The 14,291-nt window shown below is 52.5% G+C and carries 12 protein-coding genes and 1 riboswitch; of the genes, 2 read left to right on the top strand and 10 right to left on the bottom strand.

Translation table 11 applies throughout. The features are described from left to right. Window positions 1–515: 515 nt before the first annotated feature. A complete protein-coding gene (locus tag FC99_RS08340; protein ID WP_048736066.1) occupies window positions 516–1,031 on the top strand; it encodes a VanZ family protein in 516 nt (171 codons plus the stop codon). Window positions 1,032–1,141: 110 nt separating this feature from the next. Here FC99_RS08340 and FC99_RS08335 read toward each other — a convergent pair whose 3' ends face one another. The 7 genes from FC99_RS08335 to FC99_RS08305 all read right to left on the bottom strand — a co-directional run bounded on the left by FC99_RS08335 (window position 1,142) and on the right by FC99_RS08305 (window position 7,538). Continuing rightward, window positions 1,142–1,402: an AbrB/MazE/SpoVT family DNA-binding domain-containing protein gene (locus FC99_RS08335; RefSeq protein ID WP_048736067.1), complete on the bottom strand. Its 261-nt coding sequence runs from the start codon at window positions 1,400–1,402 to the stop codon at window positions 1,142–1,144. Between the two features lie 147 nt (window positions 1,403–1,549). Then, complete coding sequence (locus tag FC99_RS08330) at window positions 1,550–1,984, bottom strand: GtrA family protein (protein ID WP_048736068.1); 435 nt, start codon at window positions 1,982–1,984, stop codon at window positions 1,550–1,552. A 284-nt stretch (window positions 1,985–2,268) separates the two neighbouring features. Then, complete coding sequence (locus FC99_RS08325) at window positions 2,269–2,793, bottom strand: folate family ECF transporter S component (protein WP_235805894.1); 525 nt, start codon at window positions 2,791–2,793, stop codon at window positions 2,269–2,271. 42 nt (window positions 2,794–2,835) lie between these two features. Beyond that, window positions 2,836–2,931, bottom strand: a riboswitch (THF riboswitch). Between the two features lie 51 nt (window positions 2,932–2,982). Continuing rightward, window positions 2,983–3,849 (bottom strand): DegV family protein, encoded by an 867-nt coding sequence (locus tag FC99_RS08320; RefSeq protein ID WP_048736070.1) that lies wholly within the window; start codon window positions 3,847–3,849, stop codon window positions 2,983–2,985. 695 nt (window positions 3,850–4,544) lie between these two features. Then, entirely contained in the window at window positions 4,545–5,795 is a 1,251-nt protein-coding gene (locus FC99_RS08315) for an MFS transporter (RefSeq protein ID WP_048736071.1), read from the bottom strand. Further along, complete coding sequence (locus FC99_RS08310; RefSeq protein ID WP_235805893.1) at window positions 5,782–7,053, bottom strand: alkaline phosphatase family protein; 1,272 nt, start codon at window positions 7,051–7,053, stop codon at window positions 5,782–5,784. The genes FC99_RS08315 and FC99_RS08310 overlap by 14 nt, the downstream gene beginning before the upstream one ends. Window positions 7,054–7,112: 59 nt before the next feature. Then, window positions 7,113–7,538, bottom strand: coding sequence for a MarR family winged helix-turn-helix transcriptional regulator (locus tag FC99_RS08305; protein WP_048736073.1), 426 nt, complete (start codon window positions 7,536–7,538; stop codon window positions 7,113–7,115). A 260-nt stretch (window positions 7,539–7,798) separates the two neighbouring features. Here FC99_RS08305 and FC99_RS08300 point away from each other — a divergent pair, with 260 nt between their 5' ends. Further along, on the top strand, window positions 7,799–9,508 hold the full coding sequence (locus tag FC99_RS08300) for an NFACT RNA binding domain-containing protein (protein WP_048736074.1): 1,710 nt from the start codon (window positions 7,799–7,801) through the stop codon (window positions 9,506–9,508). Between the two features lie 525 nt (window positions 9,509–10,033). On the opposite strand, the gene FC99_RS08295 is transcribed toward FC99_RS08300, so the two are convergent. From FC99_RS08295 to pyrR, 3 genes are read right to left on the bottom strand one after another with little or no spacing between them, the layout of a single operon-like run. Continuing rightward, the gene (locus FC99_RS08295) at window positions 10,034–12,607 is read right to left on the bottom strand and encodes a carbamoyl phosphate synthase preATP-grasp domain-containing protein (protein ID WP_048736075.1); all 2,574 of its coding nucleotides are present in this window, start codon (window positions 12,605–12,607) and stop codon (window positions 10,034–10,036) included. A gap of 2 nt (window positions 12,608–12,609) precedes the next feature. Continuing rightward, the gene (locus FC99_RS08290) at window positions 12,610–13,686 is read right to left on the bottom strand and encodes a carbamoyl phosphate synthase small subunit (RefSeq protein ID WP_048736076.1); all 1,077 of its coding nucleotides are present in this window, start codon (window positions 13,684–13,686) and stop codon (window positions 12,610–12,612) included. A gap of 24 nt (window positions 13,687–13,710) precedes the next feature. After that, the gene (pyrR, locus tag FC99_RS08285; protein ID WP_048736077.1) at window positions 13,711–14,244 is read right to left on the bottom strand and encodes a bifunctional pyr operon transcriptional regulator/uracil phosphoribosyltransferase PyrR; all 534 of its coding nucleotides are present in this window, start codon (window positions 14,242–14,244) and stop codon (window positions 13,711–13,713) included. Window positions 14,245–14,291: the final 47 nt, after the last annotated feature.

The following is a 14,291-nucleotide window of genomic DNA, read 5'->3' as shown; positions in this document are numbered from 1 at the left end:
ATTTTGTACAGATGATGATTGATTTTTAACCAACTCAGCTGAAATTCATGGTCAAAAATCCATTGACTGACAAGATTAGCCAATCGTTGATATTCGTGGCTCATTGCTAGAAATTGATTTGCTTGATTTGTGTCCGGATAGAGTCTCAACTTAATTGTTCGCCCCAGCTTAGCCAATAGCTACCTCCCCTGAAGATTGGGTTAAGTATACCACGATTTATCCTTAAAAAGGGGAACACACGTTTTAGAAAACGTTAAGTTCTTGCATTCATCCCGCGATTAAAATCGCAGGTTTTCTGCTTAGCTTTTAATAAAGGGTCAGTTCGCTATCTTCCTAAATCACACTAAACCCGCGAAGAAGTATGACGTTTCCTTGACAGCCACCTTACGTTTTTCCTAAGGCGGCAAAGAAAGCCTAAAATCCAAGCAAAAAGCGCCCACTCCTACGAGAAATGCGGTAGGATAGCAACATGTTAACCGTTAGAAAAATTTGGAGCATCATTCGGAGGTGATTCGATGCGCTGGGAACCTTTAGTTATCATCTTACTCATGGCCAGTCTGTGTGGCCTGCTCATCGTCACTACCGTTCGGCGGACGCGAACACGTTGGTTTGCACTGCTCGTTTTGGGTTACTTTACCAGTCTTGGTGCCATCTTGTTCACACCACTGGCCTTCACGGGCACGGCCGTTTACATCATGCCGGCCGGTCTTGGTCGGGTCAACCTGACCCACCTCGACATGTTTAACCTAGGCTTCTTTGAAAATATCTTGATGACCATTCCTTTGGGCATGCTGATCAAATGGGTGCTCCCAAAGATTTCCATGTGGGGCGTCACCATCTTGGGCATCTTCGCCGGATCTAGCTTCGAAACCATTCAGTATATCTTATCCCATCACTGGTTAATCAACCGTAGTAGTGACATCAACGACGTCATCTCAAATACCATGGGCGTCATTGTCGGCGGCATCGCCATTGCCGTTTACTACCGTATCGCGGCCAAACACCGGCAAAGGCCCCAGGCCATTGCCTAACCGCCTTCTGTCCCGCTCTCCTAACAGTCACCAGCAATCTTGACTAAATAAGTAGCACCACTACAATCTGATTTTTTCAGAGCGTAGCGGTGCTGCTTTCGTCTTACAACTTATTTTTCGCTATGTAGCCAGCGGTCAAAGTGCGGCGCGCGGTCCACGTCATAGTGTCCCACCTCATCCAAGACGACCTGCTCCACTGGTATCTGAGCAATAATCTCCTGCCAAGTAGCTGCGACCGGCAACTTCTCCATCACTACCCGGCCGTTGTCCAGGGTGACGTTCAGTCGATCACCCGCGGTTAAATTCAGTGCCTGTCGAATTGCAGCCGGGATGACCACCTGACCCTTGCCCGAAAGTTTCACCGTTGCCATGATTTGTGTCACCTCATTCTAAGAGATTGTTTTACACCACTAACGATACACGCATGCCGACATTTAGCCAAACAAAAAGGACCGCCAACTCGTAACGGTCCATTACAAAACTAATATTCGGCTATAGTTTGCGATTGAAAAGTAATTTTAATCGTCCATCGAAGACGCCTTCGTCTTGCGGAACACAAACCACTTGCTAAAGAAGTAGTTCGCCACCACCACAACGACTTGATCGACCAGTTTTGTCAGCATGTCGTTTTGCTGCAGGAGGGAAACCCCGACCCACATGATGGCCATATCCATCAACAGCGTTACACCACGCGCCAGGAAGAATGACACGGCCTCACTCAATAACCCCTTCACCGAGACAAAGTGGGAATGAAAGACCCAGACTCGGTTGGTCACGTAGGCAAACAGGACGGATAAGAACCAGGCCCAGATATTGCCGACCTGGTAGTTCCAGCCCCACACCGTCACCGTCACATAAAAGACGACCAGATTGACCAACGTCGTTAGCCCGCCAAAGATCAGGTAGGCTAAAACATCCTTATATTTCGCGTATAACTGTATTATCCGGTTCATTTGAAATTCTCCCCTTGGTCTTGTTCTTCAGTCTCCGTTATAACGAAGAACGCCCCCTCACGCAAGGGACGACGCTCATTTAATACTAAAAATTAAAATGTTGCGCTGGTCACCGGTCTAACCTTGGTGACTGGCTATTCTGTGTTGCCAGGTGATCAGTGTAAAATTGGTGGTGGTCAGGTTGGTTATCATAAGTTAAAGTAATTATTTTAATCTACACTAATCACGCGTCGCGGCCCATTGAAAAACACCACCCCGACCGTGTCGAAATGGTGTCCTTAAAATTAACGATTTAATCTTTCCTGAATCATCTGGATCACGTGGCTCTTAAGCACCAGGTAAACCAGTACGATTTGAATTGGCGTGGTAATCAACTGTTTGACCGCTCGAATCGGGAACAAACTCCAAAACGGCGTCTGGTACATGATGGTCACCCACAAGGTATTCAGCAACGCATTGACCAGCACCGAGATAAGCACCGAGGCAATAATGATGCGACCCCAGCTCACCGGCTTCTGGTACAGAAATATCGCGTAGATCAGTGACCCGAGAATCGCCGATACAGTGAAACCCACAAAGTACGGCCCACCAGAAATCAAGGTACCGACCACGTCGACCACTGCCGCCGTCATCATGCCCCACCATGGGCCGAACCATTTGGCCAATAACGCGACCACCAAGAACGTAAAGCTAAACTTGATAAACGTATTCCCAATCGAGAACCGACTAATTACCAGTTGTAGCGCCATCAACAGGCCCATTGTCACTACACTCAAAGTGTCCAGCTTGGGCAGCTGGGTTTTTGCCATTGTCTTCAATTCAGACATCTCCTAAGGGAGTTGCCACATCGCTGCGGCCAATGCGGAAATAAGATCGCGGGGAAGCCCCTTCGTCCGGTGTTCACATTGCGTTCCACCAGCACTTGACGCCTTATTTCCTACTCCGTAAATTTTTAATACAGGCAATAGCATACCATATCCACTTCAAACTTGCACGACTTACGCGCGATCAAAATCCTTGATCCAGGCTAAGGCCAAGGCCTTCTCACCCAAATGGGCGCCAATGACCGGGCCAAAGTATGACTGTTCTACCGGGATTTCCGGGTACTGGGTCGCAATCTTCGCCGCCCAATTCTGGCCACCCTCGGGATCGTTTGCGTTAATAACTAATGCCCGTAACGGGTAGTCGACCTGCGCTTGGGCCTCAACGAAGAGGTCTTCCACGCGAGCTAACGCCTTCTTACGTGACCGGACCTTCTCAAAGGCCACGATCTCGTGGGTCTCGTCATCAAATGTCAGTAACGGTTTGATCCGTAAAACACTCCCAATAAACCCAGAAGCATTGGATAAACGGCCACCCCGGACCAGGTTCTGCAAATCATCGACCACGAAGTACTCACCAATCGTCGACCGCAAGTCGTCTAAGCGCGCAATGATCTCCTCGGGCTCTGCACCCTTAGCGGCCAGCCGCGACGCCTCAATCGCCAAGTAACCCATCAATTTTACCGTAATTTGCGAGTCATACGGAATGACCCGAATATTTTCAATCGTGGGTGCAATATTCTTCAATTGGTTCACAAAACCCGAAATCGTGCTGGCCAGATGAATACTGATGACAGCATCGTACCCCTCATCCGCTAATTGGTTATACAAGTTGATCATTTCCCCCAATGGTGGCTGGGACGTACTAGGGAATGACTTGGAGTTACGGAGGCGGTCGTAGAATTCACTCGTCGTAATATCAACGTCCTCATCATAGGAGCGACCATCAATGATCACCGGAATCGGCACAACGTGAATGTGATACCGCTCGACCTCTTCTGCGGACAAATAGCTGGTACTATCGGTGACCACAGCAATCTTCATTCTTACACCTACTTTTTCTTTCGTCTCGTCTACCTAGAATACCATTTTTCATGGTCTATGAAAACCAAGACTTATTACAAATCCTTTTATAACGGCTTTTTAAAAGTTAAGTTTAACATTAAACGGCGAAAAGCACACCTTTTTTACCGGTAAACGGACTTGCCCGCACCTAACTGAGCGCACCGAAACGTGTGTACTAAAGGCTTAAAGATGAAATACCTGTCTCGTCCCAGTATCGGTAAGAATTCGTGTCATTAAATTAGTGTAAATTTGCCGCACTCCGGCTGCCAGGGATTCCACCTGCTGTGGGGACACTTCAGACTGGAAAATCACCAGTCTTCTCGCACACTGTGTAAGCCGAGATGTCGGCAGATATGGGCTCAGGCGCGTCGTTCTACTTAGCTGGCGACTCTTGCCGGCTTAGTAGAAAACCAAGCTTGTAGACTCGGTTCTTTCGAGGCTTCAAGTTGCGTTCGCACCGCTCCAGCCCATATCTGCCGGCCGGTAAGGCGAAAGGCCCACCAGGTTGCCTAGTTTTAGTCTCACTGTTGTTACTAGAACCGGTATAACTGGCATTTTAGAACTTTCAACCTTTAGGTGTGTACTAACTAAAAAGACCAATAATTCCCTAGAGACGGAATGATTGGCCTTTTTTTGCCGGCTCATCGACTTCAACTTGGTAGCCACAACCAACGCTATTCAGCGTGGTCCGCGGTCATTTTAGGAATCAGCCAGAAGATCACGAGGCCGATCACAAATAAAATCGATAGCGACGCCGCACCGATACGCGACTGACCCGTCATTTGGGTCACGATTCCCACAAGGACGGGACCCAACACGGCCGAAAACTTCCCCAAAATATTATAGAAGCCAAAGAATTCACTCGACCGTTCCTTGGGAACCAACCGCCCGAAGTAGGACCGCGACAGGGCCTGAATCCCACCCTGACTGGTCCCGACTAAGACCGCCAATACCCAAAAATCCGTCGTCGAACGTAAAAAGAGCGCGTCCGCACAGATCAATAAGTAAACAATAATTGCAATTAAAATCCCGGTCCGCGTGCTGGTCTTATTTGCCAGCCACCCGTAGAAAATCGAGAAGGGAAACGCCACTAGCTGAACGACTAGCAAAACCAAGATCAAAGTCGTGCTATCGATGCCGATATCTAGGCCAATCGATGTCGCCATGGTGAAGATGGTGTCGACCCCATCGATATAGCAGAAGTACGCGACTAGAAACCAAGCCAATTGCTGATGCTGTCGTAAGTGACGAACGGTCGCCCACACCCGTTGCCAGCTCTGGCGTAACGGAGCGCGCGTGACGCTCAAGGAATGGCGTTGATGAACATTTCTCAGGATCGGAATAAAGAAGATGATCCACCAGATTGCAGCCAAGGCAAACCCCCACCGGGCAACCGCCAAACTCGACAGCCGACCAAACCCGTGCGTGAATTGGAGCACCATAAACAGGAGAAAGGCAATGACGCCACCGAGGTAGCCGAATCCATAGCCCGTACTGGAGATACGGTCCATTTGCTGGTCATCGCTCACGTCGGTCAAGAAGCTATCGTAAAAGAGATTTCCGCCGGAGTAGCCGAGGACCGACAAAATGTAAATGACTAGTAGCCATTGCCACTGTGCTGCCGGTACTAGCGCCAGTCCCAGAGTCATCACCATCCCCACGGTCGCAAATCCCGTGAGCAGGCGTTTCTTAAAGCCCTGGTAGTCCGCCAGAGCACCCAGAAACGGCGCCAAGATCGCCACCAACAACGTTCCTAAACTATTCGCATAGCCCCAGTAGGCCGTCGCATTAGCCGCAGTCACACCGCTACCTTCCGCAACGGTCTTGAAGTAAATTGGCAAGACCGCCGTGGTCACAATAATGCCGTAACCGGAGTTCGCCCAGTCATAGAAGACCCAACTCCACTGCTCTTTATTCAGCTTCATCGCCAGCTGCCTCCTTTAGCGCCTCGGTTAGGGCGTGGCCGGGTAGCGGTTCTGGAAAATGAACGCCAAGGAGCTTAGCAAAGGTCGGGGCCTCGTCAATCAGACTAGCCCGTTCGATGAGCTGATTTTCCTTCACTGCTGGTCCGTTCAAGACCAACGTGGTAAAGTAGTCCGGCTTATCGGGATCGTAGCCGTGTACGCCATGGTACCGGTCCGGTTGTCCCAGTCTATCCGGGTCAACGGCTTCCACCACAGCTGGTCGGTTTGTTTCATCCGTAAAGTAGTAGCCGGCTTGCGCTTCGACCATGAATTGACAATGCGGGTCAGCCCCCCGTTTAGCCGCGGCCGCGCCATCAATAATGGTCGTGACCCCGGGAGTTTCCTTGATCAACCGCAAGAGGTTCTTGGTATCCGCAAATTTACGCGTATAAATGTATGTACACCCATCGCAGGACTTCGCCCACACGTGCCAGTCATTCTTCACGGTGCCGGCATCCGTTGGCGTCAACCAGCCCTGCTGTGCGAACAGCTGGTTCAAATGGATCATGTGGTCCACGTTGATCTGATAGTGATCGCCTAAAATGGCAAAGTTGGTCTCCGCAAACGTGCCGGCCGCGATCGTAGCGTCGATCAATTTACCGACCCGGGCGTCCAAGCGCTTCAGGGCCGCCATGGCCTCATCCGAGCGGACGCCATAGCGGTGCCGCATGCTGTCCATGTCGACCAAATGAATCAGGGTGAGCCACGGTTGCTTCGTCTGCAAGGTATCGACCGCACAAGCCGTAATAAAGCCATCGAGTTCGGGCTGTTGAATGCCGCGTCGCAAATGACCGTACTTCTGATTCATCCGCAACAGAAAGGCGGGACTGCTGGCCTTTAACGAGACCAGTACCTGGTTAGTCCAGATGCGGTTCGGAAAGATCTCTGCCAGGTTATAGGTAATGCGACTACCAGCCGTCACGGGCCACAGGAAGGCTGCGGTCTTACGGTGTTGCTGACGAACCAAGTCGTATAGGGTCGGCACCTGCACGTCTCGTTGGTACCAGTACCAGTCCGGTGACTGGCGTTGCGGTTGGCGCTTGGTATTGTTAATAATACCGTGCTTGACCGGGTACTGCCCGGTGATGATCGTGGTGTGTGACGGGTACGTCAACGTCGGATAGATTCCCCTGACCTGCCTGACTCGCGTCCCGGTCACCACTAATCGTTTCAAATTAGGTAGTTCTTCTAAATGCTCATCCAGATCACGACTACCCATCGCATCCAATGAAATCACAACTAGTCTTTGCTGAATAATCCTTCACTCCTTACCTCACGTTACTTGACCGTTCGTTGCCGGTCCAAACTCTTATCTAAACGGTTCAACAAGATCTGTAGCAGGTTCCGCTCGTCGGTGGACCAATGTTCGAAGACGTCATCGGAAAGCTTCTCAAACGCTGTATTAATGGCCGTGACCGTCTCCGTTCCGGCCGCCGTGATCGTATAGACCAACTGCCGTTTATCGCGACCAACGGCCTCTTTGGTCACCATTTCCTTTTTCACCAAGCCCTTTAACTGCCGGCTCAGCGTTGATGTATCCAACTTGGTCCGTTCCGCCAAGATCTCCTGGGTGTTTTCACCACTCCCAATGTGGTCCAGCAACTGCCACTCAGAAACGGTGAGCTGGTATTGCTTGGTCATCCGTTGCAACAACGTCTGTTGCACCTTATTAATTGCCATTAGTGCTGCAAGACTGGATTTCATTTGGCCCTCACTCCTTTGTTTGCCGTTATCCCCACTTGGTACTCACAAAATGGGAGCTGCGGCGTTACTTGTATTGTACAACGGTCAGGTTGCTCATCACAAGTCAAAAACCATGACGATTTCATGACAGTTTCACTGAATTCTATCAGAATGCGGGGGAACTTCTTTGCACTTCACTGCTTGGGCCGTTATACTTGAACTTGTGTCGTTTTTCCGGTCAACTAAAAATAAAGTCTACTTATGAAAGGTGTTGTTACCCCATGTCATTTGACGGATCCTTTACCCACGCAATGGTTCAGGAACTGAGCCAAACGTTGACGACCGGCCGTGTTAGCAAAATCAACCAGCCCTACGCCAACGAAATCGTCCTGACCGTTCGTGCGAACAGCCACAATTACCCCATTTTACTCTCGGCTAACCCGACCTACGCGCGTATTCAGGTGACGCAGATTCCGTACGTCAACCCGCCGGTTCCCACCAACTTTACCATGATCCTCCGAAAGTACCTTCAGGGTGCCATTCTTAAGGGAATTACCCAGGTCGCCAATGACCGGGTCGTTCACCTACACTTTACATCGCGCAACGAACTCGGTGATCAGCAGGAACTGCTCCTGATCATTGAGATCATGGCGCGACACAGTAACGTTATCTTGGTCGATAGCGCGTCCATGAAGATCCTAGACGCCATCAAACACGTCGGTTCCGACCAAAACCGTTACCGGCTCCTATTACCGGGTGCGCAGTACATCACGCCACCCAAGCAAGACCTCGTCGATCCCTTTACGGGGGCCCGTGACGACCTTGCCACAACCGTCCGGGACTTTCCTAACCAAGAAGTGCTCGCCCACACCCTGCAGCAACAGTACCAGGGCCTTGGCAAAGACACCGCGGCGGCCCTGGCAGCCAAGCTCCACGAGTCCGGCGATCCCGTGGCTAATTTCACGGCCTTTTTCAAAGGGTTCGATGCCCCGCAACCCACATTAGACATCACACCTAAGGGCAAGACTAGCTTCATCGCCTTTCCGTATCCCACTGCAGGGACACAGGAACCCGCTGCCACCCTCAGTGAGCTGTTGGACACCTACTACCAGGACAAGGCCGAACGTGACCGAGTGCAACAACAAGGGAGCGTCCTCATCCGGGTGGTCCGTAACGAGCTGAAGAAGAACCGCAACAAGCTGAAGAAATTGAAGAAGACGCTCGCCGAAACGGAAAACGCCGACGAGTACCGGATCAAGGGTGAAGTGTTGACGACCTATCTCGGTCAAGTCCAACGGGGCCAGACTGAAGTCGAGTTGCCCAACTTCTACGACAACAACCAGCCAATCAAGATCGCCCTCTCCAATCAACTGTCACCTAACCAAAACGCCCAGAAGTATTTCAAACGGTACCAAAAGGCCAAGAACGCCGTGAGCTACGTCAACGAGCAGCTCGCCATTACCCAGGCCGATGTTGATTACTTCAGCAACATCATGGCCCAGATTGAACTAGCCGCCCCTAAAGACCTGGTCGACATTCGCTTGGAACTGCAACAAGGCGGTTACCTCCGCGACCACGATCACCAGAAGAAGGGCAAGAAGCAGCGCCGGCAAAAGATCAGCAAGCCAGACCGATTCACCGCTAGCGATGGGACCAAGATCTCCGTTGGGAAGAACAACCTGCAAAACGACCAACTGAGTCTGCACACCGCCAAGCGCACCGACATCTGGTTGCACGTAAAGGACATGCCGGGCTCCCACGTTATCATTCACGCGGACGATCCGAGCGATGAGACGATCATGGAAGCCGCCAGCCTCGCCGCCTACTTCTCCAAGGGCCGCGAGTCCAGCAACGTCCCCGTTGACTACCTGCCCGTCAAACGTCTCCACAAGCCTAATGGGGCCAAGCCGGGCTACGTGATCTTCACTGGCCAACGCACGGTCTACGTGACGCCGGAAAGTGACTTGGTCGAACGGTTAGCTGACAACTAGGTGCTATCCCAACGCGTCGCTAAGCGTGAGCGACTATCATTTGGTAGTTACAACTAAATTAGAGTATAAAAGCGTCCTATCAGTTAAATACTGATAGGACGCTTTTTTGTTAGGTACAACTATTTATTTAACTTATAGGTTGACCAGTCACTCAGTATTTCGTCGAGAAACACGCTGATTATCTGACCATCTAGCTCAATCCAGATATCCGTCCAGACCGACCACACGACCAAAACCACATCGGCCGTTCAGTCAGAATGACCAAACCTCAACCGGACAACTCAAGCCAGCCGGTATGGTCGTCATCAATCAGAGCCGGAGGCAGCCAGGGATGCAGCCGGCCGTGTCGACAATGTTAGTCGGGGTACTTTCCCGGCTTACATTGTGGGACGACTTTGGAGACGTGCGTTTTTCACGGCTTCAAAGCGAGCCGGAAGCCCGCCCCTCAGGCTGAAGGCGTTCCCCATGGCAGGCGAAATCCCTGGCTGCCGGAGTGCGGCCATTTCACACCAACATTACAGCCGTCTAGCCAATCGTCCGGTTGATGATCTGGTCGAGTTCGGCGGTGTCGCTGAGATTGCTGAGGGTCAGCGCTTCGCTTGACCCAAAGGCAATCGTCGCCCCTACCTCTTGGTCGGTCGTCCCCGGCCGGTTCAAGACGTGTAACTGCCGGAACGGAAATGCCGCATTCATCAACGCCACACGACTACTGTTCAGATCAATCTTGATCTTAGCCAGTTCATCATCGTCCAGCGTGGCAATGTGCTGCCGCGTCAGCATGCGGACCCAGTTGATCCCCGTGACCTTACTCAAGAAGGCCATTTCGGTCAGCCGCGTTGGCCGCACCCCGACGACCGCGAGTTGCTTGGAATCGCCCTTAGGCGCAAAGAGCACCTGGATCATCCCCGTCACCTGCCGTTCACTCACGGCCTGCTTGGCAAGTTCCACCAGGCTAATTCGCTTAGCCTTAGGCAATTCCGCCGGCATCCGAAAGGCCGTGACCTGGGCCAACGACTTATTCATCCCCGGTGCCAGCATATCCATCACGCCCACCGCAATTTTCTGTTGACCGTGGACAAAGAGGCTCACCCCAATCGTGGCTATTTTCGGGGGCTCCTCACCCGTCTCCTGGTCTGGTGGTAAGACGTGGAGATTCAGGTCTAACTTCCCTAGCTCACGCGTCAAATAGTGCCGGTTTCCCGGGACGATCACGATATCGGGATGTTCGATCTGAATCACGTTGAGCACGTCGCCCAACTGAACGGGGTCCACGTACTGCTTATCCGAGAACTCCGGTGCAATCGCCACCGCATTCGGATTGGTATTCATCAGGACCGTGTGGTATCCGGCGCGCTTCAATTGCTTCAGCATTTCTGTCGTGAAATACTCCGCAGCCGAATTGGGTCCCAGCTGATTGCCGCCCCGGCCAAGCACCAACGCCGTCCGGTCACCCATTGGCTGGCTTTCATTTTCGTATTCAAATGTACTGTAGTAGCCGCTGGCGTCTTCAGCGAACTCCCCGGCGGTCGGCTCGATCATCTTATAGGTGGGCGTGATGTGCGCCTCGGCCGAAAGATGGCGAATCGTCGCCGTGTCCGTTTGCCAGATTCGCGCGACCATCCCATCACCGAACCCGTAGTAGCGGGCCCGTTGTAGGGTGTCGACGTCTAACGGATTGTCTTGGATCTCCTGTTCGATCGTCAACAAGTGTTGGAGCTTCACGAAGTAGAAATTGTCGATCTTCGTCAGTTCGCTTAGCTCATCGGGCGCATACCCCCGGCGCAGGGCCTCGATCAGGACCAGGATACGGTTAGCCAGCGGGTGGATCAGCTGACTGATCATTTCCCCATCCGTGAGATTGCTGACGCTAGGTAACACGTCGCGCGGTGAAAATTGAGAGCTCCGCACGGCCTTTAGCATGGCCTCTTCCACCGAACGGCCAACGCCGACCGTGGAACCGACCGCCTTCATGGCCGTGTCCAGGTGTTGGTCCGCATCTGGGACCTCCTGAAACGGCCATAATGGGATGCGGACGCTCACGTGATCGATGGTCGGCTCCATGATGGCCGTTTGCTTCACGTAACGGCTAGGGAGCTTAATGTCGACCAATCGCTGACCCAGTAACAAGGCCCCCGTGACCAGCGCAATCGGATACCCCGTGGTTCTGGCCGCTAGAGCGACCCCACGAGAAAAGTACGGGGCGATCTTGGTCACGTAGAAATGTTGGTTGGCGGGATTCAGCGCAAAGTGTAGGTGTAACACCCCCACGATGCCCAGTTCCGTGGCAATCCGGAAGGTGGCGTCCCGTAAGTTCTGATACTCGCGGTCCGTCAGAGTCTGTGGCGGCGTGACGACGATGGAGTCCCCGGAGTGAATCCCGATGGTGTCCACGTTTTCTAGCCCGCACAATAGGACCTTGGTATCGGCCACATCCCGAATCGCAACCATTTCGACTTCCTTATAGCCAACCACACTGCGTTCCAACGTACACTGGTCAAAGCGCGACTGTTGGAAGCCCTGATTGAGGGCGTTCAGCATCTCGTCGACGTTCTCACAGACAGTGCGGTTGGTATCTACCCGTGGAGAGACCGGCTTAACGATCAAAGGAAACCCGATCGATTCAACCAAGCCCATGGCCTCGTCGGTCGTGTCCACGATCTGAGCTTCGATCACGGGCTCATGAATGGCCTTTAACGTGGCGTTCAGCGCCGCTGGATTGTTGATCTGCCGCAGCGTACTGGCCGTCATCCCCAAGATGGTCACACCAAAACGACCAAGGTCGCCATTTTCGATGAGCTCTTGGACGATTTGAATGGCCAGCAGCCCGCCTAGCGATGGTAAGATGGCGTCCGGTCGATCCTTTTCGATGATGTGCCGGACGTTAGCGGTCGTGACCGCCTGAACGTACATATTTGTGGGTTGAATTTCTTCAAGGGCGACTGAAAAGGGATTGTTATCAATGATCGACGTGCGCACCCCGTGTTTTTTAAACCCCGTGATGATCTGCACGGTGGCACTGTCGAGCTCGGCCTCATGACCAATTTCGGTCGGCCCGCCACCAATGATCAACACTTTCTGTAAATCATCTAAGTTTTGCAAGCCTATCCCTCCCGTGCTGTCATAGCTTCCATGAATTCATCGAACAGGTCACGACTCTCGTGTGGGCCCGGTGCCCCGTCCGCAAAGAATTGAACGGAGAAGGCCGGGTAGTCACGGTGGCGTAATCCCTGCACGGTGCCGTTGATCAGGTCCACGTAGGTCGTAATCAATCGATCGCGGTCAATGGACTTCGCGATGACCGCGTACCCCTGACCCTGAGTGGCGTAAATAATATCGTTGGTGATGATTCGCCGAATCGGGTGACTGCTCCCGTGGTACTCAACGGGCAAGGCTGCTAGTTCCGCCCCGTTGGCCAGCGCAAAGAGTTCGTGGCCCAGACCAATCGCAAATAACGGAATCTCTGCTTGGACCTCGCGAATCATTTCCAAGACACCGGCACCCAAGTCAAGTGGTGAGCCCGGCCCCGTGGACAGTAAAACCCCATCCGGATCCAGGTTCAAGACGTCCTGGGCACTCGCCGTCCACGGCAAGACCGTGACGTTACACCGGCGTTCCGACAATTGCCGCAAGATCCCGTGCTTCAGACCGAAGTCGATAACGACCACGTTCTTACCGGTATCCGGGTTCGGATATGGCCGGGGCGTGGCAACCTGATCGACTTGCCGATTGGTCAGCACCGTGGCGTTCAATTGATCAAACGCATGGGCGTCGGCGACATCGACGATACTGCCCTTCATTGGCCCGGCCTGTTGCCGTAGTTTACGGATCAAATGGCGTGTATCGATTCCACTGATGCCGGGAATGTTGTGTTGCTGTAAGAATTCGTCCAGTGACAGCCGGGAGAGCCGGTTGGTCGAAATGTTGGTCACATCGCGAACCACCATCCCCTTAGCCGTAGGTAGGATCGATTCGTAACTGTCGTGGTTGATCCCGACGTTACCGATCGCTGGCTGGGCGAAAATAATAATCTGGTTATGATAAATTTGATCGGTAATCGTTTCTTGATAGCCTAAAAGGTTTAAGTTAGAGATTACTTCGCCGCTCGTGGTGGCGCCGGCGCCAAATCCTTCACCGGCGTAGGCCGAGCCGTCTTCTAAAATCAAATAGCGTTTTGCCATGCAAAATCGGCCCCTTTACCAGTGTTATGCTTGTTGGATCTCTACGGCGTCCCGGTCGTCGATTTCACTGACGGAGACCTTGATACGTTCGCGTTGTGAGCTCGGTATGTTCTTGCCCACAAAGTCGGCTCTGATCGGCAATTCACGGTGACCCCGGTCGACTAACACGGCCAAATTAATGCTCTTAGGCCGGCCGAGATCCATCACGGCGCTCATCGCTGCTCTGATCGTTCGCCCGGTATACAAAACGTCGTCGACCAAGATAACCTTCTTACCAGCAACGGAGAAGTCGATGTTGGCTGCGGTGACCTTCGGCTCGTTTTGTGCATCGTGCTCGATGTCGTCTCGATACGGCGTGATGTCGAGGTCGCCCACCGGCACCGTCACATTTTCCAGCTGTTGTAAGCGACTGGCAATCCGTCGGGCTAAGTACACCCCACGTGTTTTGATACCTAAAATGACGAGGTCATCGACCCCCTTGTTGCGTTCGATGATTTCGTAAGTAATCCGGGTCAGGGCCCGTTGCATTGCCATTGCGTCCACAACTACCTTTGCCATCTTTATTTCCTCCTTCAAGTTTCACGGCGTTAACGTAAATGCAGGAA

Source organism: Levilactobacillus koreensis JCM 16448 (assembly GCF_001435525.1).
GTDB lineage: Bacteria > Bacillota > Bacilli > Lactobacillales > Lactobacillaceae > Levilactobacillus > Levilactobacillus koreensis.
This window is presented reverse-complemented; position numbering and strand designations above follow the sequence as displayed.